Origin of the sequence: Brevibacterium sediminis, assembly GCF_013623905.1 — a bacterium.
GTDB classification, from domain to species: domain Bacteria; phylum Actinomycetota; class Actinomycetes; order Actinomycetales; family Brevibacteriaceae; genus Brevibacterium; species Brevibacterium sediminis.
This window is the reverse complement of record NZ_JABKDD010000004.1, coordinates 162,705-185,056: the sequence shown is the minus strand read 5'-3', so window position 1 is coordinate 185,056 and position 22,352 is coordinate 162,705. Positions and strand designations below refer to the sequence as shown.

Annotated in this window: 20 protein-coding genes; 11 read left to right on the top strand and 9 right to left on the bottom strand. The window is 64.4% G+C overall.

Translation table 11 applies throughout. The annotated features are described in order from the left end of the window. Positions 1–29 precede the first annotated feature (29 nt). The gene (locus tag HK108_RS08460) at positions 30–752 is read right to left on the bottom strand and encodes a ribonuclease FAU-1 family protein (RefSeq protein WP_181271154.1); all 723 of its coding nucleotides are present in this window, start codon (positions 750–752) and stop codon (positions 30–32) included. Between the two features lie 123 nt (positions 753–875). On the opposite strand from HK108_RS08460, the gene HK108_RS08455 reads away from it, so the two are divergent. Genes HK108_RS08455 through HK108_RS08445 form a run of 3 tightly spaced genes read left to right on the top strand, consistent with a single transcriptional unit; the run spans position 876 to position 5,082 of the window. Then, on the top strand, positions 876–2,516 hold the full coding sequence (locus tag HK108_RS08455; RefSeq protein ID WP_181271153.1) for a class I adenylate-forming enzyme family protein: 1,641 nt from the start codon (positions 876–878) through the stop codon (positions 2,514–2,516). Positions 2,517–2,551: 35 nt separating this feature from the next. Continuing rightward, complete coding sequence (locus HK108_RS08450) at positions 2,552–3,880, top strand: beta-ketoacyl-[acyl-carrier-protein] synthase family protein (RefSeq protein WP_181271152.1); 1,329 nt, start codon at positions 2,552–2,554, stop codon at positions 3,878–3,880. Continuing rightward, on the top strand, positions 3,877–5,082 hold the full coding sequence (locus HK108_RS08445) for an acyl-CoA dehydrogenase family protein (protein WP_172172990.1): 1,206 nt from the start codon (positions 3,877–3,879) through the stop codon (positions 5,080–5,082). The genes HK108_RS08450 and HK108_RS08445 overlap by 4 nt, the downstream gene beginning before the upstream one ends. A gap of 195 nt (positions 5,083–5,277) precedes the next feature. Here the strand turns inward: HK108_RS08445 and HK108_RS08440 are convergent, their stop codons facing one another. Next, positions 5,278–5,934, bottom strand: coding sequence for a GntR family transcriptional regulator (locus HK108_RS08440; protein ID WP_181271151.1), 657 nt, complete (start codon positions 5,932–5,934; stop codon positions 5,278–5,280). 73 nt (positions 5,935–6,007) lie between these two features. Next, a complete protein-coding gene (locus HK108_RS08435; protein WP_181271234.1) occupies positions 6,008–7,408 on the bottom strand; it encodes an MFS transporter in 1,401 nt (466 codons plus the stop codon). Between the two features lie 198 nt (positions 7,409–7,606). Between HK108_RS08435 and HK108_RS08430 the strand changes: the two genes are divergently transcribed. Genes HK108_RS08430 through HK108_RS08420 form a run of 3 tightly spaced genes read left to right on the top strand, consistent with a single transcriptional unit; the run spans position 7,607 to position 10,424 of the window. Next, a complete protein-coding gene (locus HK108_RS08430) occupies positions 7,607–8,422 on the top strand; it encodes an SDR family NAD(P)-dependent oxidoreductase (RefSeq protein ID WP_229664024.1) in 816 nt (271 codons plus the stop codon). A 47-nt stretch (positions 8,423–8,469) separates the two neighbouring features. Then, positions 8,470–9,399 (top strand): transketolase, encoded by a 930-nt coding sequence (locus HK108_RS08425; RefSeq protein WP_181271149.1) that lies wholly within the window; start codon positions 8,470–8,472, stop codon positions 9,397–9,399. Further along, entirely contained in the window at positions 9,396–10,424 is a 1,029-nt protein-coding gene (locus tag HK108_RS08420; RefSeq protein WP_181271148.1) for a transketolase family protein, read from the top strand. Before HK108_RS08425 ends, HK108_RS08420 begins: the two co-directional genes overlap by 4 nt. 195 nt (positions 10,425–10,619) lie before the next feature. On the opposite strand, the gene HK108_RS08415 is transcribed toward HK108_RS08420, so the two are convergent. The 5 genes from HK108_RS08415 to pdhA all read right to left on the bottom strand — a co-directional run bounded on the left by HK108_RS08415 (position 10,620) and on the right by pdhA (position 16,421). Next, complete coding sequence (locus tag HK108_RS08415) at positions 10,620–12,134, bottom strand: sodium:solute symporter family protein (RefSeq protein WP_181271147.1); 1,515 nt, start codon at positions 12,132–12,134, stop codon at positions 10,620–10,622. Then, a complete protein-coding gene (locus HK108_RS08410; RefSeq protein WP_181271146.1) occupies positions 12,131–12,433 on the bottom strand; it encodes a DUF3311 domain-containing protein in 303 nt (100 codons plus the stop codon). Before HK108_RS08410 ends, HK108_RS08415 begins: the two co-directional genes overlap by 4 nt. Before the next feature lie 237 nt (positions 12,434–12,670). Then, positions 12,671–14,188: a dihydrolipoamide acetyltransferase family protein gene (locus HK108_RS08405; RefSeq protein WP_229664025.1), complete on the bottom strand. Its 1,518-nt coding sequence runs from the start codon at positions 14,186–14,188 to the stop codon at positions 12,671–12,673. Beyond that, a complete protein-coding gene (locus HK108_RS08400; protein WP_181271145.1) occupies positions 14,188–15,303 on the bottom strand; it encodes an alpha-ketoacid dehydrogenase subunit beta in 1,116 nt (371 codons plus the stop codon). Before HK108_RS08400 ends, HK108_RS08405 begins: the two co-directional genes overlap by 1 nt. Next, positions 15,300–16,421 (bottom strand): pyruvate dehydrogenase (acetyl-transferring) E1 component subunit alpha, encoded by a 1,122-nt coding sequence (gene pdhA / locus HK108_RS08395; protein WP_181271144.1) that lies wholly within the window; start codon positions 16,419–16,421, stop codon positions 15,300–15,302. The genes HK108_RS08400 and pdhA overlap by 4 nt, the downstream gene beginning before the upstream one ends. A 288-nt stretch (positions 16,422–16,709) precedes the next feature. Between pdhA and HK108_RS08390 the strand changes: the two genes are divergently transcribed. The 3 genes from HK108_RS08390 to HK108_RS08385 all read left to right on the top strand — a co-directional run bounded on the left by HK108_RS08390 (position 16,710) and on the right by HK108_RS08385 (position 18,354). After that, positions 16,710–17,135: a hypothetical protein gene (locus HK108_RS08390; RefSeq protein WP_039211600.1), complete on the top strand. Its 426-nt coding sequence runs from the start codon at positions 16,710–16,712 to the stop codon at positions 17,133–17,135. Further along, positions 17,136–17,684, top strand: coding sequence for a VanZ family protein (locus tag HK108_RS19240; protein WP_507134175.1), 549 nt, complete (start codon positions 17,136–17,138; stop codon positions 17,682–17,684). 109 nt (positions 17,685–17,793) lie between these two features. Then, complete coding sequence (locus HK108_RS08385; protein ID WP_181271143.1) at positions 17,794–18,354, top strand: hypothetical protein; 561 nt, start codon at positions 17,794–17,796, stop codon at positions 18,352–18,354. Positions 18,355–18,859: 505 nt separating this feature from the next. On the opposite strand, the gene HK108_RS08380 is transcribed toward HK108_RS08385, so the two are convergent. Continuing rightward, positions 18,860–19,375 (bottom strand): YqeB family protein, encoded by a 516-nt coding sequence (locus tag HK108_RS08380; protein ID WP_181271232.1) that lies wholly within the window; start codon positions 19,373–19,375, stop codon positions 18,860–18,862. 109 nt (positions 19,376–19,484) lie between these two features. Between HK108_RS08380 and HK108_RS08375 the strand changes: the two genes are divergently transcribed. Then, positions 19,485–20,093, top strand: a complete 609-nt coding sequence (locus HK108_RS08375) for a TetR/AcrR family transcriptional regulator (protein WP_229664026.1) — start codon at positions 19,485–19,487, stop codon at positions 20,091–20,093. Between the two features lie 172 nt (positions 20,094–20,265). Continuing rightward, on the top strand, positions 20,266–22,215 hold the full coding sequence (locus HK108_RS08370; protein WP_181271142.1) for a hypothetical protein: 1,950 nt from the start codon (positions 20,266–20,268) through the stop codon (positions 22,213–22,215). The last annotated feature ends 137 nt before the right edge of the window (positions 22,216–22,352 follow it).

Here is a 22,352-nt window from a genome sequence, read left to right as displayed (position 1 = left end):
CGGCTGGGCCGTGACGGTCACCGGGGGGCTCAGCTCGCGTCGAAGTCCCAGGTCGCCTCGGCGGGGAGGTCAGGCATCGGCCAGTCGGGGTCCGGTTGGAAGTCCGGATAGTCGGAGTCGAAAGGGAAGGCCCAAGCGCGGATGTCGTCGATGGCTGAGTTCGCAGCGGCGCGGATGCGTGCGATCTTCTCGTCGGAGAACATTCCGGCTTCGCGCGCGAATTCGAGTTCGTCCTCGTCCTTGAGCCGGTAGGTGCCATCTGAGTCGACGACGATGTCGAGGACGTGGTCGGAGGTGAGGATTCCACGGTCGAAGCGGGTGAAGGGCTCCTCGAGGTTGACGTAGAAGGAATCGTGACGGGCCGGGGCGGCAGCCGCCTCGGAGGGGGCTGCCTCGGTGGTCCGGCCCTCGCGGTTCTCGAAGAACCACACCGAATAGTCGGCTCCCGGCTGGAAGACGGCGACGATGCCCGGTCCCTGCCACCGTTTGAGGCCCTGGGCTCGTGGGGCGCCGAAGCGGGCGGGTCCGTCTGCGGTGCGGATTCCAGAGCCGTCGGCGAGCACATGGTGGAGCATCCTCGTTCCTGACTCCAGCCAGACGGCCAGGTGGTTCTCGTCGTCGGCGATGACCGTGACGGGGCGTTGGTCGTACAGCCCTGGGTGCGCTGGATTGGTGTAGGTCCACAGGATCTGGTCGCCGCGACTCCAGCGTGGTTCGTCTGCCCGTGCGTCCCGGCTCCCTGCTCCGCTCATGCTCTCATTGTCCCGGACCGGGGTGAGCGTGAGCCGTGAGCAGTCGGCGGTATCGCAGGGCTCCTATACTGAGGGTCGGTGCCCGGAACGGGCCTGCGAGGAACGAGTTCGAGGAGGACGGAATTGCCCATCACGTCGAGGATCCTCGAGGTCGCGGCCACCGATCCGGACCAGTTGGCCATCGTCGGCGGCCACTCTGGCAGCCCTGCCCCAGATGAGAGCACCGACCCCGCCGCGGGCACACGGGCCCCACGTTCCCTCACCTATGCGCAGCTCGTCCGGGATTCGGCCGCGATGTTCGCCGCCGTCGACGTCCTCCACAGTGCCCAGACCGACCCGCCGAATCCTGCTCCCGAAACCCACGGCATCCCGATCACGGCAGTGAGCCTCACCTCGGCGTTCGAGACCTCCCGCATCATCGCCGGCCTCGCCGGCTTCCGCGCGGTCTCGGCCACGATCGATCCCCGCTGGCCGCTCGACCACCAGGTCGGAGTCATCACGACCACCGGCATCGGCCTCGTCATCAGCGACTCGACCCGCCTCGCCGAGGCGCTCGCCGCCGCCGGATGGACCGGAACCGTCATCACCGCGACCGAATTCCGTGCCCGCGAAGTTGCCATCGATCCCGCCGACACCGCACCGCCGGCCGTCCGCGAAGCCTCCGAACCGTTCCTCATGCTCTTCTCCTCGGGCACGACGAGCAACCCGAAGGCCTTCATCAAGACCCGCCAGCAGTACCGCGACAACGTGGCCGTGTCCTCGGCCCATCTCGAACCCTTCGCCGGAGTGGCCACCCTCGCTCCCGGCCCCGTGTCCTACAGCCTCACCCTCTACGCCGTCATCGAAAGCCTCGCCACCGGCGGCAGTGTCCACGTCGCCGATGACTTCGACCCGTTCACCATGGGGTCGCGCATCACCGACGAAGCCATCACCCGCGTCGTCGCTGTGCCCGCCGTGGTCAAGGCTCTGGCCGAGGCGGCCCGTCGAACGCCGGAGAACTTCCACGGCCTCGACCTCGTCGTCACCGGAGGAGCGAACCTGCCCGCCTCCATCCGTTCGGCACTCGCCGACGTCCTCCCCGACACGCGGTTGATCAGCTACTACGGTGCCGCCGAGATCGGATTCATCGGCGACAGTCGTGATGGCGACGGCACCTGGATCTCGATCTACGACACCATCGGTGTCGAGGTCCGCGACGAATCCGGTGCCCGGCTGCCCGACGGAGAGATCGGCACGGTCTGGATCAGAGCCGCCGCCTGCTCCGACGGCTATGTCACCGGCACCACCGACGCTCGGCTGCGACGCCCCGACGGCTGGGCCACGGTCGGTGACCAGGGACGGATCGAAAACGGACTCCTCCAACTCGCCGGACGGGCCGGTGACATCGCGATCACCGGAGGGCACAAGGTGTCCCTGCCCGAGGTGGAGCGGGCGTTCGAGGGATTCGACCGCGCGGATCCGCGGTCGGGGCCGGGCTGCCTCGGCGAGGTCTGCGCGATCGCTCTGCCCGACGATGGTCTCGGCAGCATTGTCGCCCTCGTCATCGAACCAGGCGCCCTGGGTTCGGGGAGCCATGCCGGGGATGGCGAATCGACTGCGCCCGACAAAGCAGCACTGCTGGCCCAGGCCCGGGCGAAGCTGGCCCCGCAGTTCGTGCCGCGACGGTTCTACTTACTCGACCGGCTGCCGCGGACCGTCGGTGGGAAGATTCGACGCCTCGAAACCGTTGACTTGGTCATGAGCGGAAAGGCACAGCGGCTGTGAACGCATCCCGGAGCAATCGGCACCGGACAGATGGCGTGCGCGAGGTCGTCATCACGGGACTCGGCGCCATCACCCCGAGCGGCCAGGATCCCGAAACCCTCTGGCAGTCTGTGCGCAGCGGCACCAGCGCCATCGACGTCCTCGCAGGTGAGCAGTTCGACGACCTCGCCGTGTGGATCGGTGGGCAGGTCAAGGACTTCGACGCCGAGGCGGTTCTGCCCCGGGCGCTCGCCCGCCGGCTCAGCCCCGTCCAGCATTGGGCCATCGCCGCGGCCGACCAGGCGATGCGCGCAGGCGGAATCGAGTCCGCGGCCGACGATCTGCCTTGGGACCGTGACCGCACGGCCGTCATCGCGGCCACCGGCTCCGGACCCGTCGACGCCATGCAGGACGCGACGCGTCGCCTCGACGCCGACGGCTCCAGGTCGGTGCCGCTGACCCTGTCCATCCACGGTGCGCCGGACTCCGCGGCGGCGCTGATCAGCCAGCGCTTCGACCTGCGCGGTCCCGGTCAGGGAGTCTCGGCGACGTGCGCCTCCGGGGCGATCGGACTCGGCGAGGCGATGCGTCGGATCCGCCACGGCTACGCCGACGCGGTGCTCGTCGTCGGCATGGAGGACTGCCTCGGTCCGGTCAATCTCGCCTCGAACGCGAACATGCGCGCGCTCGCCGCCGGATACGAGGACGATCCGACCGCCGCCAGCCGTCCCTTCGACCGGGCCCGCAACGGCTTCGTCATGAGCCAAGGTGCGGCCGCGATCCTTCTCGAATCCGCCGACTCGGCGACCTCACGTGGGGCGACGCCGCTGGCCGAGCTCGCCGGATTCGGCGCCGCCAGCGATGCCCACCACCCGACGAATCCGCATCCGCAGGGACGGGGAGCCGCCTCGGCGGTGGTTCAGGCTGTGAGAGACGCAGGGCTGGAACCCGGCGATATCGACCACGTCAACGCTCACGCCACGGGCACACCGGCCGGAGACCGCGCCGAACTCGCAGCCTTCGACGCCGCCCTGGGGGAGGTCGGACGGACGATCCCGATCTCGGCCACGAAATCGACGACGGGGCACCTCCTCGGCGCATCGGGGGTCGTCGAGGCGATCATCGCGACCCTGACGATGCGTGACCAGACGCTGCCGCCGACGCTCAACCTCGACGACAACGAGTTCCCCGACCGGGATATCGTCGCAGGTCACGCCCGTGAGATGGGCGGTGGACCGAACCCCGCCGGGGCGGCCGTCGACACTGTGCTGTCAACGTCGTTCGGCTTCGGCGGGCACAACGGCGCGATCATCCTGCGCCGCACCGCGCGGCCCGCGACACCCTCGACAGACGCAGACGATCCCTCGACGAAGGAGAGACGATGACCGACCGTGAGACACGCGTGAGCGAGCTCGCCGCGCAGTACCTGCCTGATGATGTGCTCGAACGATTCCGCGAACGAGCCGACGTCTATGACCGGGAGAACCGATTCTTCGACGAAGACCTCGCTGAACTGGGGGAACTCGGCTATCTTCAGCTGTTCGTCCCGCAGTCGCATGGCGGGCCGGGGCTGAGCCTGTTCGAGGTCACTCGACTTCAGCAGCGGCTGGCAGCGGCGGCGCCCGGAACGGCTCTGGCGATCAACATGCACCTCATGACCACCGGGGTGGTCAAGGCGCTGGCCGACCGCGGTGACGACTCGCTGAACTGGGTGTTCGACGAGGTCATGGCCGGTGAGATCTTCGCCTTCGGCATCTCGGAACCGTCGAACGACTGGGTCCTGCAGGGTTCGAACACCGAGGCGGTGTCGACGGCCGACGGCGGATACGAACTGACCGGGGTGAAGATCTTCACCTCGCTGTCTCCCGTGTGGACCAGGCTCATCGTCCACGGTGCCGTGGCCGCCGCCGACGACGGCATCGCCGGCCCCGATGCGGACGAGCCGGCCGAGGGGCAGCTCGTCTACGGATTCATCGAACGCGATGCACCCGGGATCACGGTCTCCGACGAATGGGATGTGCTGGGAATGCGGGCCTCGCAGTCGCGGGCGACGATCCTCGACCATGTGCCGATGAAACCCGAACGGGTCTCACGCGTCATCCCCGCTGGCAAGCACCCTGACCTGCTCACCTTCGCGATCACGAGCAACTTCCAGCTGCTCATCGCCGCCGTCTATGCCGGAGTAGCGGCCCGTGCGCTCGAGCTGGGCGCCGCCGGGCTGCACAAGCGGAAGTCCGCGAAGGCCGGCGTCACCTTCGCCGAGGTGCCCGAGGCCCGGACGCGCCTGGCCGATGCGCATCTCGACTTCATACCGGTGACGGCGATGATCGACGCCTACGCTAGGGACTTCGACGACCTCATCGACCACGGTGCCGGTTGGCCGTTGCGCCTGGTGGGAGCGAGGATCAAGTCCGCCGAGGCGGCCCGCCGCAACGCTGAGACCGCGCTGATGTGCACGAGCGGCAACGGGTTCGGCAACAAGCACGAACTCTCCCGCCTCTTCCGCGATGCCACGGCCGGGCTCTTCCACCCGCCGAGCGCCGACGCCGCCCGCCCGATGTACGCGGCTGCACTGCTCGACGGGTAGGGAGTTCGGCCCGCCGCTCGTTCAAGGCGGCTCGCACTTTTCGAATTGCGCACCTATCGACAAGTGCGGGATCGCTTGATCGGGGTCGCGCACGTGCGCGAACGCTTGAACGAAGCGTGAACGCGGTCAAGCGGTGTGGTGCTCACGACCGCTGACTCTGGTTCGACCCAGCTGCCGCGCAGTCGGGCCGAGGGTTCAGCTGAGGTTCGACTCGGCAGATCTCATGTGTTCGAGGACTGCCGCTCGCGCGGCCGCAGGATCTCCACTGGCGATCGCGTCGACGAGTATCGCGTGTCGGCTCGAGTCCATGTTGCGCACCGCTCGCTCGAGTCCGGCGAAGACGATGGTCATGCGAATTGAGCCGCCGAGCGACTCCCACTGATGCAGAAGGGTGCGATTCCCTGAGAGCTCACAGAGGAGACGATGAACCTTGAGGTCGGCCTCGATGCGCTCGTCGAACGCCTCTTCGTCCGGAACGTCCATCGCCGCCACAGCCGAACGCAGCCGCCGGACTGCCTTTTCGCGATCTGCTTCGGGAAGCGACGCGACCGCCTCGGCAGCCAACCCCTCAAGCGCGCCGCGCACCGCAAAGATCTCCGTGAGATCGCGTTGTTCGAGATGTCTGACGGCCAACCGCCCCCGGGCACCGAGGGTGAGCAGCCGTTCTTGCTGCAGTTGGCGCATCGCCTCGCGCAGAGTGCCGCGGCTGATTCCCAGCTGAGCAGAGAGCTCAGTCTCAACGAGGTGGGTTCCCGGCGGAATGGCTCCGGAGGTGATCGCACGGCGCAGCGAATCGAGAGCCTGCTCCCGCAGATTCGTCCGCTCGAGCCCCGAGAGTCCGGAGAGTGGCACGTTTTTCCTCCTGTGCGGCCGGGTCTGCCCTATGGCGTGGTCTGTCAACAGTCTACGACGCACGCGGGCTGACTCAATTCAGAGCGTCGTCATGATTCGGAGAGCTGGGATGTGGTTCGGGGTGTTTCGACGATTCCGCCGAAGTGCTGTGACCGAGCTCTGCGATCTTGCGATTGACGAATTCGCGGTCTGCTCGGGTCCACGTCTCCCGGGTGACGAGCGCGGCTCCGAAACCGAGAAGAGCATAGACGACGAAGAGGAGCGCAGGGCCGAGCCATCCTAGCCACATGTAGAGCAGCGACGTCGCAAAGGGCGTCAGGCCTGAGACCATCGCGGAGATCTGATAGGCCAGCGAAGCACCCGACGAGCGTGTATTGGCTTGGAAGAGTTCGGGGAACCAGGCTCCCTGAGCGCCGGCAAGAGCGTTCTGACAGACAATGTAGGCGATGGTGATGGTCGCGATGATGAGGACGAAGGATCCTGTGTTCGCCGCGAGAAACATCGGGATGCCGAAAGCTGCGGCGAAGAGCGTCACCCAGATGTAGATAGGGCGTCGTCCGACGATGTCCGTCAGAGCTCCCCATCCCGTAGTCGCGAAGATCCCCAATGCGCTGGCGATGCAGATCGCGGTGAGAGTTTGGTCTGTCGATGCCAACTCATGGTCATTGATGTAACTGATCATGTAGGTCACCGAGATCGCGTAGCCGGCTGTCTCTGCGACCCTGAGGAAGATGCCGCGCACGATGTTGCGCCAGTCGTCGCGGATGACCTCGACCACCGGAGACTTCACGGTCTGTCCCGAGGTCTTGACCTCTTCGAACACTGGAGATTCGGGCACCTTCGAGCGGATGACGAGTCCGACGATGACGAGGACGAGTGAGACGAGGAAAGGCACCCGCCAGGCCAGATCGCCGGGCAGGTGAACGCTGATGAGGAAGACGAGGTTTGCCAGCAGCAGACCAATCGGGAAACCGGCCTGCACGGTGCCGGTGAAGAGCCCTTTGCGTTTCCACGGCGCATGCTCGTAGGTCATGAGGATCGCTCCACCCCACTCGGCGCCGAAGGCCAGTCCCTGTACGACTCGGACGACGACCAGAAGGATGGGCGCCAGAATGCCGACGGACTGATAGGTCGGCAGCACGCCGATGATGAAGGTGGCGAGGCCCATGACGATGAGCGAGGTGACCAGCACTGGCTTTCGACCGACGCGGTCACCGAGGTGCCCGCCGATGATGCCGCCGAGCGGGCGAGCGATGAAGCCGACTCCGAGAGTCGCGAATGAGAGCAGAGTGCCGACCAGAGGATCTTCGCTGGGGAAGAAGACGGCACCGAAGTAGAGCGCCGCGGCGGTGCCGTATCCGATGAAGTCGTAGGACTCGATGACCGCGCCGACGGCTGACCCGGAGGCCACCCGCTTTGCGTCTCTGGTCCCGTGGATTGGCCCGCGGAGGCCGGTTTTGCCTGGGGTGCTCATGGAAGTCCCTTCGTCGACGTTGACGTCTTGACGGTTCGTGTATTCGGCGAACGCAGAAGCATCATTGCACGGCATTATGTTGACTGTCAACAGTCAACATGTTAACTTCGAATCGCTTGCCAGATGCACTTTCCGACTCCGACAGCGATCGGTTCGGTCCAGGGGCGTTCGTACGCCCGACGTTCAAAGGAGAATCTCTTGAGTACCACCGTGACCGCCGAAACAGAACTTTCCACAGCGCATGCCCCCGTGGTTCGCACCGCGATCATCACCGGTGCCGCATCACGCAGCGGAATCGGACTCGAAACCGCGCGTCATTACGCCTCCGCAGGGTGGGGCGTCGTCGTGTTGGATCTCATCCAAGAGGCATCCGAGAGCGTTGCCGAGGAGATCTCACAGAAATTCGGGACACCCGCATTCGGTCACCGGATCGATGTCTCCGATGAAGATTCCGTCGCTGCGGCCGCATCGGCTGTTGCTGCCGAAGTTGCCGCTGGTCGGTTGCCGGAGGTCGGAGCCGTCGCCAATATCGCAGGCATCACCTCGCCGCTTGACTTCCTCGACACCGACCTTGCCCTCTGGAACAAGGTGCTGACTATCAACGCGACCGGAACCTATCTCGTCACCAAGGCGTTCCTGCCACGAATGATCGAGTCCGGTTGGGGGCGCGTGGTGAACATGTCCTCGGTCTCTGCTCAGCGAGGCGGCGGTGTCTTCGGAAAGGTCCCCTACTCGGCTGCGAAAGCCGCGATCCTCGGGTTCACCAAGGCGCTCGCCCGAGAGATCGGTGAAACCGGCGTCACTGTCAATGCGGTCGCTCCCGGCGCAGTCGATACACAGATTCGCGTCGGGTCGACCCCGGCGCAAGAGGATGCCATCGCCGCCAGCGTCCCTGTCGGTCGAGTGGCCACGCGGGCAGAAGTCGCCTCGGCGATCGTCTGGCTCTCCTCGGAGGAGTCGGCTTATCTCACCGGAATCACCTTGGATATCAACGGCGGCAGCCACATGCATTGATCAGCGGTCCGCTGTCGGCACGCCACACCATGAGGAGAAAACGCACGATGACCACCGAATTCAGACACACGACCATCTCTCCGGAACGAATCGTCCGAGTGAGAGAAGCGGCCTTCCGAATCCGCCAGAACGCCCTAGTCGAGGCTGAAGTGCAGGGACAGGGCTACATCGGCCAGGCTCTCGGCTTCTCGGATGTTCTGGCCGCACTGTACGCAGACCAGCTCAACCTCGACCCCACAGATCCTGAATGGGAAGGGCGAGACAGATGCCTCCTGTCGATCGGGCACTACGCCCTGGCCATCTACGCCGCGCTGGTCGAAGCGAAATTCTTCCCACAGGAAGAACTCAAGACCTACGCGACTGACGGTTCGCGGTTTCCGATGTCGGCGATGAGCACCTACACGCCGGGGGTTGAGATCTCCGGTGGATCGCTCGGTCACGGTTTGCCGATCGCGAACGGCATGGCCATGGGCCTCAAACGCAAGAACAGCACCGCAACTGTCTACAATCTTCTCTCCGACGGCGAGCTCGGTGAGGGATCGACTTGGGAGGCGGCCGCTGTTGCTGCTCATCACGAGCTTTCCAATATCATCGCGATCGTCGACTTCAACGATCAGCAGGCTGACGGAAAGTCGACGACCATGCTGTCGATGGAGCCCATCACCGAGAAGTGGGAATCGTTCGGATGGGAGACTCGGCGCTGCGATGGGAACGACGTCGAAGCAGTGCTGGCCAATCTCATCGAACTGCGCGAGCTCGAAGCTCCGCGTCCGCGGGTGCTCATCGTCAATACGCGCCTGGGCAAAGGTGTCGATTTCCTCGAGAAGCGAGAGAAGCTTCATTTCATGAGGGTCGCCGAGGAGGAATGGAGCCTCGCGCAGAAGCAGCTGCACAACAGCTTCGCCGACGAGAGCGCAGAGACGGATGAGCTACGCGAGAAGGAACGGTCAACGACGGAAGATGGGGGACGCGCATGAGTGTGAAATCTGAACACGGCACCGCAATTGGCAGCGCCGGAGTCAGCACGGAGAAGAAGCTCGTATCGGGGGCGATGAGCGTCGACCTCGCGAAGGAGGGTCAGCGTGCAGTCCAGGCCCCGCTCGGGCAGGCCCTGCTCACCGCAGCCGATAGAGATGACCGAATCGTCGGCCTCTCGGCCGACCTCGCGAAGTACACGGACCTGCATGTGTTCCGTGACGCGTTTCCCGATCGCTTCTACCAGATCGGCATGGCGGAGCAGGCCCTCCTCGGTGCCGCCGCCGGATTGGCGATGGAGGGATTCGTCCCGTTCGCCTCGACATACTCCGTGTTCGCCACCCGTCGCGCCTATGATTGGTTGGCTCTCGATATCGCGGAGCCGAATCTCAATGTGAATATGGTCTGTGCACTGCCGGGACTGACCACCGGTTACGGTCCTTCCCACCAAGCCACTGAGGACATTGCGATCCTGCGGGGACTGCCGAATCTCACGATCGTCGATCCCTGCGACGCCACGGACATCATGCAGGCAGTTCCGCAGCTGATCGCCCATGACGGACCGACCTACACGCGTATTCTCCGAGGCCGAGTGCCGCAGGTGCTCGATGAATACGGCTACGAGTTCGAACTCGGCAAAGCCAAGCTGATCCGCGACGGCGCCGACGTCCTCATCATCTCCTCGGGGTTGATGACGGAGAACGCCCTCGAGGCGGCAAAGGTCTTGCAGCAGGACGGCGTCGACGTAGCTGTCCTTCACTCGCCGACGCTCAAACCGTTTGACTCCGAGATGGTGCTCAAGGAGGTGGCGCGAGATCGCCTGATCCTTACAGCCGAGAACCACACAGTGATCGGCGGTCTCTTCGATTCGGTTGCACACGAACTCGCACTTGAGGGCGTGACGAAGCAGGTCACTCCCATCGGTCTTCCCGATGAATTTCTCGATGCAGGTGCGCTGCCGACCCTCTACGACCGCTACGGATTGTCTGTTGCCAAGATTGTGGAAACGGTCAGAGGGCGGATGTAGAACATCGCGCGGAGCAGCGCAGTCCGATAGGTGCGGCGACTCTGCCAGACGGGTGAGGGTGCGACTCGCTCGCCCGAGCAGGAGCGCAGATGTCGAAACGTGCCCCCTCGATCAGGGCGCTCGCGCTTGATCGAGGGGTGCATTCGGTTGTGGACGCTTGAACGAGACGTGAAGATGGTCGGAGCCCTCGCCGCCTCAGCCGGCAACCGCCTCGGTGCGCGTCTGCCGCTGGGCTGACGGCACCCACCGTGGGTCCGGCTTGGCCAGAGTGACGATGACGACCACGATGAGGTTCGCCGCGACCGCCCAGAGGCCGCCGTTGATGCCGAGCAGCGGATCATGGCCGGTGTAGTGGAGGCCAACCATGACGATCGAGCCGACGATGAGGCCCGCCGCAGCGGCCTGCTTCGACATCCGTGGCCAGTAGAGAGCGAGCAGCGCAGCCGGCACGACCTGGGCCAGTCCTTCGTAGCTGAGCACGGAGAGCTCGACGAGCGCATCCGGCATGAGCAGGCTCATGATCAGGGCGATGATGCCGACGGCCAGGCACACCCACTGGGACAGTGTCTTCTGCCGCAGGCCCCGTGCGTTCAACTGCTCAGGCGTCATCGAAGCGGCGTTCTTCGGTCCGGCCAAGCCGCCGCCCAAGACAGTCCGTCCCCACATCGAACCGATCGAGAGCATGTACACGCTCATCGGCACGATCGCCGAGAGCGCGCCTGCGACGCCGATGATCGCGACGATCGGCGCGGGCAGGGAATCGATGACCACGGAGAACAGGGCCAGGTCGGCGTCTTTGAGAGCAGGGACGACGAAGAGTGCAGCCACACCGACCATCATCGGCACGAGGAGCAGCAGCTGATACCACGGCAGAATGATCGAGTTGCGTCGCAGAGCATTCGCCGAGGTGCCCGACAAATAGCCGGCGATCGACGTGGGGAACACGGTGATCGTGATCCCGTTGAGGATGATCGTCGAGATGAACCATGCACCCCCGTAGATGCCATCGCCTGCGCCGGGGAAGGTCAGCCACTGAGATTTCTCACTCACGACGCGGTCAAGCAGGGGCGCCAGGCCGTCGAAATAGTGCAGCGGTACGTAGATCGCGAGGAACGCGACAGCGAGGATGACCAGTCCGTCCTTGAGGACGCTGACCCAGGCGGAACCGCGCAGTCCGGAGAAGAGGATGAACGCCTCGGCGACGATGAAGGAGACGATGGCGGCGATCTTGAGGTCGATCGCTCCGTAGCTCATCGCGTTGACGACCGCACCCATGCCCTGGATCTGCAGCTGGATGTAGGGAACGATGAAGATCGTTGCGAGGACAGCCACGAGGATCGCCAGCCCGCGCGAGCGAAACCGGTGTTCGACGATGTCGGAGAGACTGACGAGCTTGTGCCGGGCGGCGTAGGTCCAGAACAGTGGGCCGACGAGATAGGCGACGACGAGACCGATGCTCAGGTAGCCGATGAGGTAGAGGATCGGCACCCCGTAGGAGTAGGACCAACCGGCCGTGCCGAGGAACGAAAAGCTCGTATATGTTTCGCCTGCCATGAGCAGCAGGATGAAGACGAAGCCCAGCCCGCGTCCGGACACCGACCATTCGTCCAGCGACTTCTCCCGGCCGCGGCCGGACCAGATGCCGATGCCGATGGTCGCGAGCATGGCGAGGCCGAAGATGATGCAGGCGATGATCGCGGAGGTGCTCATTTCCCGGCCTCCTCGATCTCGTGGTCCTCACCGAAGACGACATCGGAAGGGATGTGCTCGGGCAGATCGTGCCGGTAGTACCGGTCGCCGCGAGCGGTCATCCACACGAAGAACCAGGTGAGAATCGTGACCGCGATCGTATAGGCGAGGATGAACGGCAATCCGGCGATGCGCGGCTCGACCGAGTTCGCCACGACCGGGGTGAGGGCGTAGAGGACCACGGGAACGATGAGGAGGACCAGCGAATACCGCCGCCGAGGCGACCCCGCCTGGCGTACCGAACTGGGGTTCCGTGACATGCTCAACCTCGTTTCCTTGCGTTCGCGTCCGCGGTGAGCGGACTCGGCAAGGTTAGTGCTGTGAGTCACAGACGGAATGGTCGTCCGAAGTGTGGAACCGCAGCGGGGAAATGCAGTGCGGGAAGCGTCGTTCAAGGCGGCTCGCACTTGTCGAACGGTGTACTTATCGACAAGTGCGCTGCCGCTTGAACGAGCGTCGTGTCGGCTCCGAACTGGACGCTTCGACCGGGCCGGCCCTCAGAGCTCGGGGAGCAGTGAGATCGGGTTCTCGATGCAGTCGGCGACGAAGGTGAGGAACTCGCTCGGCTCCTGACCGTCGCACGCCCGGTGGTCGAAGACGAACGACAGATACATCACCTTGCGTACGGTCAGCTCGCCGTCGACGACCCATGGGCGGTCCTTGATCCGACCGAGGCCGAGCATAGCCACCTCGGGGAGGTTGATGATCGGGGCCGAACCGTCGACGCCGAACACCCCGTAGTTGTTCAGGGTGAACGTGCCGCCGGACAGCTCCGCGGGATCGAACTTGCCCGTGGCCGCCTTCCCGACGGTCTCGGACACGGAGTCGCGCAACTGCCGCAGGCTCATCTCGCCGGCCCCGTGGACGACGGGGACCATGAGCCCGCGCGGGGTCTGCGCGGCCAAGCCGAGGTTGATGTCGCCGTGGGTGACGATCTCGCCGGCGGTCGTATCGATCGACGAGTTGATGATCGGATACTTCTTCAATCCGGCCACGACGAAGCGGGCGACGAGCGACAGCAGCGAATATCTCTCACCGGTGCGCGCCTCGAGCGCGCGCTTCGTGCCCAGCAGCTCGGTGGCATCGACATCGAGCCAGATGGTCGCCTCGGGGATCTCCTGCCGCGACTTCGTGAGGCGTTCGGACACGATCTTCCGCAGCCCCGTGATCGGGGTGCGGGTATCGCGGTCGGCCCGCCCGACAGGCGAAGGTGCCCCCGCCGAGGTGGTGCTACGTTCCGTGATCGACTGAGGTTCGCCGGCTCGTGACGTCCCCGCGGGGACGTGAGCGCTCGCCGCGCCGACGTTCGCAGCCGTGCCCGACTCGATCGCAGCGAGGACATCGGCCCTGGTCACGATCCCACCGGGACCGCTGCCGGGAAGGTGCTTGGCGCTGATGCCGTGATCCTTCGCCAGCTTGCGCACGAGGGGAGACGACACGGGGGAGACCTGCTCGCCGGCGGCCGTCGCCGACTCTCCGATGGCAGTCATCGACGAGTCATCGGTGGGAGTCTGTGCCTCTGTCGGCGGCTGCAGGGGAGCATCCGGGATGACTGTCGGGATGGCTGGGGCGGCGCCCGGGGTCACGGTGGAAGTCTCGGCCGGAACAGCCGTGTGCTTGCCGCCGAACGAGCGCTGCTTCGCCGACCGAGTTTTCGGCTCCGACGTGCCGTAGCCGATGAGATTCGCGCCGCTCGATTCGCCGGCGCTGTCGTCTGCGCTCGCGCTCGCCGCCGCACTCTCCGCCTCGGCGACAGAGAGCAGGGCCTGGCCTGCACTGACGGTGTCCCCAGCGGCGGCGTGAAGGCTGACGATCCGCCCGGCGTACGGGCAGGGGAGTTCGACGACTGACTTCGCGGATTCGACCTCGACGACCATCTGATCGACGTGGACCTCGTCCCCGATCTCGACCTTCCAGGAGATCAGCTCCGCCTCGGTGAGGCCTTCGCCGAGGTCGGGAAGGATGAACTCGCGCGTGCCAGTCCCGCGCATCCCGGTATTCAGATCAGCACTCATCACAGCTCCCAATCCCAGGACTCGAGCGCATCGAGCACGCGTTCGACGGTGGGCAAGTAGAACTCCTCGAGCTTCGGCGACGGATAGGGCACATCGAACCCGGCGACCCTCAGGATCGGGGCCGACAGGTAAGTGAAGTTGCGTTCGGTGAGGCGGGCGGCCACCTCGGCGCCGTATCCGCCGAACTGCGCGGCCTCGTGGATGATCGCCGCGCGCGAGGTCTTGCGCACGGACTCAGACACCGTCTCATCATCGAACGGAGACAGCGTGCGCAGGTCGATGACCTCGATGGACAGTCCGTGCTCGGCCCCGGCCTCGGCGGAATCGAGCGCCGTCCGCACCGTCGGACCATAGGCGAGCAGGGTGACGTCGGTGCCCTCGCGGATGACCTGCGCCCGATTCATCGGCGCCGTCGTCACCGGCAGACTCAGCGTCTCCTTCATCCAGTAGCGGGACTTCGGCTCCATGAACACGACCGGATCATCGGAGGCGATCGACTCGCGCAGCAGCGAATACGCATCGGCCGGATTCGACGGCGTGACGACGGTCAGACCCGGCGTCGACGTCCAATAGGCCTCGGACGAATCCGAGTGGTGCTCGACTCCGCCGATATCGCCGGCATAGGGAATCCGGATCGTGATCGGCAGGCTGACCCGGCCTTTCGTCCGGTTCCGCATCTTCGCCACATGGGACACGATCTGCTCGAACGCGGGGTAGGCGTAGGCGTCGAACTGCATCTCGACGACCGGCCGCATGCCGTTCATCGCCATGCCGATCGCGGTGCCGATGATGCCGGACTCCGCAAGCGGGGAATCCCACACCCGGTTCGACCCGAATTCGGCCCGCAGTCCTTCGGTGACCCGGAAGACCCCGCCGAGGCGGCCGACATCCTCACCGAAGACGAGCACAGTGTCGTCGTCGGCCAGGGAATCCCGCAGCGCCTGGTTGAGGGCCTTCGTCATCGTCACCGACGACGGGGCGGGTGCAGCGTCCGATGCCGCTGTGCCGTTCGCGGTCGCCGTGCTTGCCCCATCGTTCGCCGAGGCGGCGCTGCCCGTTTCGTCGTTCACCGCGGTCGGATCCGTGGTCGGGGTGGTGCCCGTCTCGACGCTCATGCCTGCCCTGCTGCGGCAAGTTCGGCACCGGCGAGTTCGGCCTCGAGGACCTGCTGCTGTTCGGCAAGGCCCGTGCGCGGGGTCGCGTAGACGTGGGCGAAGAGCTCGCGCGGGTCGACCTCGGCCTCTTGGTTCATCGCATCGCGGACGGACGCGGCCAGAGTCTCGGCCGCCTCGGCGACCTCTGCGACTGACGAATCGTCGAGTGCACCGGTCGACCGCAGGTACTTCTCCAGACGGTCGATGGGATCGAACTGCTTCCAGTGCTCGACCTCCTCGGCGTCGCGGTACTTCGTCGGATCGTCGGAGTTCGTGTGCGACTCCATCCGGTAGGTGAGGCACTCGATGAGGGTCGGACCGTCCCCGTTTCGACCGCGCTCGAGAGCGGTCGAGACGGCGGCGAACACGGCGGCGACGTCATTGCCGTCGACGCGCAGGCCCGGCATTCCGTAGCCGGCGGCTCGGTCGGCGAGCATCGTCGCGTTCGTCTGCTCCCGCAGGGGAGTGGAGATCGCGTACTGGTTGTTCTGCAGCACGAAGACCGTCGGCGTCTGCCAGACGGAGGCGAAGTTGAATGCCTCGTGGGTGTCGCCTTCGCTGCTGGCGCCGTCGCCGAGGAAGGTCAGAGTCGCTGCATCCTCGCCCTTGAGCTTCGCGGCCATCGCGAATCCGGTGGCATGCAGAGTCTGCGTCGCCAGCGGTGTCGCCGCAGGTGAGGCATGATACTCGTGCGGATCGAAACCGCAGTGCCAGTCTCCGCGGAAGGCGGCGAGGATCTCGGCGACGGGCACTCCGCGGGTCAGCAGCGCGGCCGAGTCGCGGTAGGTGGGGAAGAGCCAATCGTTCGGGGCCAGCGCGGTGGTGGCCCCCACCTCGGCGGCTTCCTGACCTGCCGCGGAGGGATAGGTCGCGAGTCGACCCTGTCTGGTCAGGTGCGTGACCTGCGCTTCGAACCGGCGGACGAGGACCATCTGCCGGTAGAGACCGGTGAGGGTGGCATCGCTGGGGATCCGCAGCCCTTCGGTCGGAGTGTCGGTGAGCCGGCCATCTGCGCCGATGAAGCTGATCGGCTGCAGCTGGGGCAGTGAACGGCCTGTGGTGGGAACGTCAATGGTCATGGCCCCATGGTGGCGTGAGCCGAGTCACGATTCCACGGCTGACGTGCAGGTGAGGACGGGCGGCCAAACGTGTCGCGAACTCGGGACGAAGGGACCGGTTCCGGCAGGCCGAGTGGACGTTTGGCTGGGCGGTGAGGGCTCTTTCACACAGCCGTGCGTGCAAGTCCAGCGCAGTAGATCAACATTTCTTGTGCAATTTCATCTTTTAGGGGGATGTGCGGGGGCCGAGTATGAACATAACCTCTATACCGGCTGAGAACTACCGGAGTTCCAGCAGAGAGGAATCATGTGAAGAAGATGCTCATTGCAGGGGTAGCGGCAGCGGCCCTGACGCTGGGGGTTTCAACCAACGCTGAAGCAGCAAGCTACACCTGGTATAACGCGGGATATAACGACGTGCAGAACGGCTCTCTCAACGCCCAGGTCTACTCCAATGGCAACCGTGTCTCGAAGGCCAAAGTCACGTACAAGAAGACGAAAGGTTCGGGGGTTTCGGTTAAGTTCGGATTCCAGGCGGTCAACAAGAAGGGCGGAGCTCAAGGCCCGGTGTCGTGGTCCGGAACCTACAAGATGAAGTCGAAGCAAACAAAGACAGCGACGTTCTCGGGCTCTGCGTCGTTGAGCAGCAAACGGCCATGCGCTCGTGCTCTGATGAAAGACACGATTTCGGGCAAAAACTACTACACGAGAACGACGTTCTGTACAGGACTGTAAATGCTTAGATATCTAACTGCACTGCCCTACGCACTTCCGGTCGCGGCAGTTGGTGTGATCGTTGCAGCAGTAATCGCAAAGCCTGTTGGCCGACGGCTTCGAGAGCATCCAGTAATCGTGTTCTTCTGGATGGCGAGCGTGTCCGTTGTGATCGCTGCGACAGTGACACCGTCAGGGCACGCGCCGGGATTGAACGATGGTTTGACGACGACCCGAGTCTGGGCGTGGTCGTTCCCGGCCCCAGGGGCGCTATTCTCGGTCAATTGGCAGTCGATGAACCTGTTGCTTTTTGCGCCATTAGGGGTAGCTAGTGGACTGTTCCTTCGGTTCCGCCACATTGTCAGGGCCGCTTCCATTGCAGCGTTACTGTCGCTTGCTGTCGAACTTGTCCAGTACATGGTTATCCCGCTGGGCAGAGCACAGTTCAACTCAGCGACGGTCGTAATCGGATGGGTCGGGATTGTAGTGGGAATGCTGGTGGGAAGACTGGTAGCGATCCAGATTCGGAAGACTAAACAAAAAGGGGATCAAGGCCAGCTGCAGAGCTGACTATGCCCCAAGTGTCAATACTTCAGACACGCAGATAGGGAACGAACATAGATGGGTCGAGTCGAATACGATGATTGGACTCCGGCCACACTGGATAGAACGGATAATTATGAAGAAGCTTGTCTCAATTGTTGGTGGGCTTGCCCTGGTCGCCGGTTCAACGTTCGCCGCGGGACCAGCATCGGCAGTGTTGAGTGAAGACATCCAGCCGGTAGCGTCTTCGCCTGCAGATGAAGACGCTCGAGTTGATTCGCTACTGAAAGACGGTGCCGAAGCAGACCCGCTGGAGCTTGTACCCGGTGCGACCACCGACCCTGACAAGGTCAAAGAGATTGACGAGTCGGGAGCTCCGGCAACTGTAGTGGTCGATCCTGACAACGGGAAGATCGTCGCAGCAAAACTGGAAACCACAATCTCGGCCCACAAGATATCAATTGTCGGCCCTGGGTGTTCGGCGGCGAGCGGATATTTCTGTATGAGGGGCTCTAATTACTACGGGTTCAAAGGAACTGGCTCTCTGTCCGGGAAGTGGAAGAGCATCAAGTGGTTCCACACCGTCAATAAGCAGGGTGCAGTCCGATATGGAGGAAAGTGGCAGGGCTGGCACCCGAAGAACCGGGCCGTGCAACTGACGAAAGCCGTTACAGTGACTGGGCTAAAACGGCAGTAAAAGAAAGAAACGCAACTGTCACACTAAACACAGCTGAAGCCATGGACTATTCAGCTTTCGGCATCGAATTATGCGCGTTGTATTTGGGAACGTTCTCAGCGCTAGATGCTTTCGGGGTCTCTACCCTGGTTCGCGGATAAGTCTGAAACCGGGACGTTGCGTCTAGCAAGCATGTGGACGTGTATGAGAGATTGCGTTTCTTGCCGCGTGGTTGCCTGCGTTCCCACATTGTTAATCGGCCTCGGAGAACAATATTTCGGGGCCGATTCTCATTCGTGCCGACGAGAGAGCAGCGGTGTCGGCTTGGCTCGGCAATCTTCGTTGTCGCGGTTGTGGACGACGACCGCAGGGTTGGCATCGAGGACGTTGAAAAGCCTTATCGATATCGCCCTCGCCAGCTCGTCACTTCTGGATTACTTCCTCCCGTCGATCGCATCAGCTCTCGGTGAGAAGTCCTCTCCGAGCGGGGCGATGTACGCCGTCCCAACCTTCGGCGCCGCGGCCCTCAGATCTCTCCCCACCGGTAGCCGCGGGAGGTGAAGGCCTCGGCGATTGCAGCCTTCTTGCCTTCGACATCGCCCTTGAAGGCCTGATGCCCGCCTTCGGTGACGACGACGAGCTTGCCGTCGGTGAAGTACGCGGTCGAGAACGAGGCGCGGGAGATGCGCAGCGGGTGGTCGTCGTCTCGGCCGATGGTGATTCCGTGTTCGTCGACGATCAGGGGAGTCGTCGAGGCGGCGATGAAGAAGGCGGCGATGAGTCCGAGTGCTCCGCCGATGATCGGTCGGGCGATGACGACCCACGCCTGGTCGAAGCGGCTGAGCTTCTCGATGACGTCCCCGAAGGGAATGGGAAATGTTGCGGCAAGCGATCCGAGGGCCGGAAGGAAGAAGCCGAGAGCCACGCCGATGCCGATGCAGACGAGGCCGATGACGACGACGTCGGTCCGACTGAGCGCGAACGTCGCAGGGGCGTGGGGCCGCTGGGTTGCCGAGTCGTTCTTCTGCTGGGGCTGATCCATCACGTGCTCGATCCTCGAAGGCGTTGTCGGTACTCCATGATACCAAAGTGGAACACACGTGTTCCACAAGTAGACTGCTCTGTATCGTTCGCAGAGTCAGGGAGGGGTTGTGCCGGTGCAGGGAATGCGTCGATTGGGCCGAGAGGCCCTGGTCAGCGAGGCACTGACCCACCTTGCCGCGAACCCGCAAGCGTCGATGATCGAGCTCTCGCAGTCGATCGGCGTCGGCCGCACCACTCTTTACCGACATTTCGGTGAACGGGAAGCTCTCGTTGGCGCGGCGGCGAGGCTCGGGGCCCGGCGATTCGGTGAGGCGGTCATGAAGGCCCGTCCCGGCGAAGGGACCGGGCTGGCTGCGCTCGAACGGATCTGTGCGGAGCTGTTCACTCTGCCCGATGTGCTCACCCTGCTCTTCGCCGACAACCCGATCATCACCGATGAGACCTTCGCCGAGGCGGCCGCCGAGTCCCGGTCGGGTGCTGAATCTGCGGGCGACGAAGATGATCCCCTCGAGGCCGTCATTGCGAGAGGGCAGGCGGACGGGTCCATCGATGAAGGAGTGCCGATCGGATGGGCGGCGGCGTTCGTCTACCTCACCATCGGCTCCGGACACCTCTACAGCGTGAGCGTCGGCGTCGACGATCCGACCGCGCGCGCCCAGTCTCTCGAGCTGACCATCAGAGCGGTGCGGAAGACCCTCGCATCGTCAAGGGGCTGAGCGCTGACCAGGGCGTGAACACCGACCGGGCCCGCAGAGCTGTGTGCGGTACCGCCGACTCCCGAAATGTGATCTCGGTGAAGCCGCGGGGCCATGCCGGGGCAGTTGTGCGGCCGACGAGGTCTGACTTGTTACCGTTATTGCTTCAGTTCATCCTCGGCAGGAGCAATGCGTGTCTACTTTCTTCGACGGTCCCGAATTCCACGGAATGGCAGCGGGCGGCAAAATCAGCCACGACCCCGGAATGTCCGATCGGATGATGCGGGAGCTGGCGCCGTTCCTCAAGGCCGAAGGAATCGACATCGATGATCCGAATGCGGACTTCACCGAAGCCGACTTGCACATTGCCATGGAGAAGGCGCAGGTGGAATACAACCGCCGACTATTCACCCCGGTCGGTGCCCACCGCGGGCTGGCTCTGGGGAAGCTTCGGTCGTTCTCCGTGGCCTTTGCCGAAGGCGACATCAAAACCGCCGAGGCTGTTGTGGCCTCCCTGCCCTCTGACCCCCAGGACTTCAGCCCGAGCGTCGCGCAGGTGACCGGGGCGGCGATGGGCCTCCTCGACGAATGGTTCACCGAAGACGTGCACGGACCGAAGCTCGGCGGAGTGATGGCACCGAAGTGGTCGGTGAAGACGTCTCGCGCCGTGGCCCGCGACATCCTGGCCCTGGCACATAAGGGCCGCGTCGTCGACAGCCTCGACCGCCTCATCGCCAGCAACAGCGGACGTCCCGTCCTCGAGGGCTCCATGCTCGCCGTAGCCGCCGCGGTCGTGCGGTTGACCAAGCGAAACAAGGTCTCGGAGCAGGACGTCGTCGACGAGCTCATGCCACTCGACGGTTATCCTGAACCGGTTGAAGGCACCTACGGCTCCGCCGGCCGCGTGATCCAAGACGCCCAGGAAGCCGAGGACGGCCCTGCTGCAGAACAGAACCTGCCGGAGTGGCTCGGCGGATCGAGCGCCGAGGCGAGTGCACAGGCGAATCCCCACGCTGACCCGCAGGGCATCGATGCACGAATGGACGCGGTCGAGATGACCGTCTACGAGATGCCGCTCTACCAGCGCTTCCGCGACTGGCTGGCCGAGACCTACGACGACGTCGATGAGGACTCAGAGGTCTTCGACATCGCCCACCTCCTGTTCTGCATCGCCGTGTCCTCCCGCGCAGATATCGACGAACCGGAGGGAATCGACGACCTCCTCGACGTCCTCGAAAGCTTCGCAGTCGACGGACAGGAGGAAGCGGAGAAGACCGATGGCGAATCGCCTTCGACGGTGATCTTCCTCGACAGCCTCGAAGCTCTCGACAACTATCTCCGCTTCCGCATGGACACCGGCGAGAACCCCGAACGCTGGAGTGCTGCCCGGGCCCGCGCCGAGGCCGCGAGCATGCGCACCGATCCGCTGCCCTCGGCGCTGATGGCCGCCGTCGAAGCCAATGCTCTGAGCGAGGAGCAGCTCGCGCAGCCTTTGCCGCACAACCGCCTCGTCGAGGGCGTGGTCGGCATCCTCGACTGGGTGGGCGAGTCCCGGCCGCTGACCGGTACGGGGCGGGTGAAGCGTGCCGATATCGCCGAGGCGGCCGAAAAGTTCGGCATCAAAGCCGTCGGAGTTGCGTCGAACGCCCGTTATGAAGACGGTGTGAACTATGCGCGCAGCGCCGACGAGGTGCCCGTCCTCGAAGCGATGTGGGCCGTGATGCAGAGTGCCGAGATCACCGAGATCACCGGCACCAAGGTCCGCCCGGGAAGCGCTGCCGACGAGTGGAAGAAGGGTGAGGTGAGCGCGGATACCGCACTGCCGGTCATCGGCGCCTTCATCTACGAGCGGCTGCTCGACGTGATCAACCTCGTTCCCGGAGAAGACTACGGCGCCCCGGCGATCACGATCGCCCAGCGCCTCATCGAGATCCTCACTCCCGACTCGGCACCGGAACGCCCCGAACTCGACCTCGGCGAGGTGCGCAGCGAACGGCTCTCCACGCTCTTGGAGGACGAACTGCAGGAGCTCACCGAGCTCGGGCTCCTCATGGCCGACGGAGACACGCTGTCAGCCGAGCCGGTGTACAAGCGCATCGTCGCCGGTGCCGCGCTCATGCTGCTGTCGGGACCGCGCGAATAAGACGAGGCGAGACCAGGGGTGTCGGAGCGAACTGAGGTGGCGGCCTCTGGTCGGTGTTGAAAATAAATGGTTGCACCTGCTGCGATCTCAGGTTAGGCTCACCTATGAGATATAGGGAACATCGGTCTTGCCTAAGG

Excerpts from the sequence above, each read along its gene's own strand:
- HK108_RS08460 (WP_181271154.1), bottom strand. The coding sequence starts at position 752 with ATGAGCGGAGCAGGGAGCCGGGACGCACGGGCAGACGAACCACGCTGG.
- HK108_RS08445 (WP_172172990.1), top strand. The coding sequence starts at position 3,877 with ATGACCGACCGTGAGACACGCGTGAGCGAGCTCGCCGCGCAGTACCTG.
- HK108_RS08435 (WP_181271234.1), bottom strand. The coding sequence starts at position 7,408 with ATGAGCACCCCAGGCAAAACCGGCCTCCGCGGGCCAATCCACGGGACC.
- HK108_RS08425 (WP_181271149.1), top strand. The coding sequence starts at position 8,470 with ATGACCACCGAATTCAGACACACGACCATCTCTCCGGAACGAATCGTC.
- HK108_RS08420 (WP_181271148.1), top strand. The coding sequence starts at position 9,396 with ATGAGTGTGAAATCTGAACACGGCACCGCAATTGGCAGCGCCGGAGTC.
- HK108_RS08415 (WP_181271147.1), bottom strand. The coding sequence starts at position 12,134 with ATGAGCACCTCCGCGATCATCGCCTGCATCATCTTCGGCCTCGCCATG.
- HK108_RS08410 (WP_181271146.1), bottom strand. The coding sequence starts at position 12,433 with ATGTCACGGAACCCCAGTTCGGTACGCCAGGCGGGGTCGCCTCGGCGG.
- HK108_RS08405 (WP_229664025.1), bottom strand. The coding sequence starts at position 14,188 with ATGAGTGCTGATCTGAATACCGGGATGCGCGGGACTGGCACGCGCGAG.
- HK108_RS08400 (WP_181271145.1), bottom strand. The coding sequence starts at position 15,303 with ATGAGCGTCGAGACGGGCACCACCCCGACCACGGATCCGACCGCGGTG.
- pdhA (WP_181271144.1), bottom strand. The coding sequence starts at position 16,421 with ATGACCATTGACGTTCCCACCACAGGCCGTTCACTGCCCCAGCTGCAG.
- HK108_RS19240 (WP_507134175.1), top strand. The coding sequence starts at position 17,136 with ATGCTTAGATATCTAACTGCACTGCCCTACGCACTTCCGGTCGCGGCA.
- HK108_RS08385 (WP_181271143.1), top strand. The coding sequence starts at position 17,794 with ATGAAGAAGCTTGTCTCAATTGTTGGTGGGCTTGCCCTGGTCGCCGGT.
- HK108_RS08380 (WP_181271232.1), bottom strand. The coding sequence starts at position 19,375 with ATGGATCAGCCCCAGCAGAAGAACGACTCGGCAACCCAGCGGCCCCAC.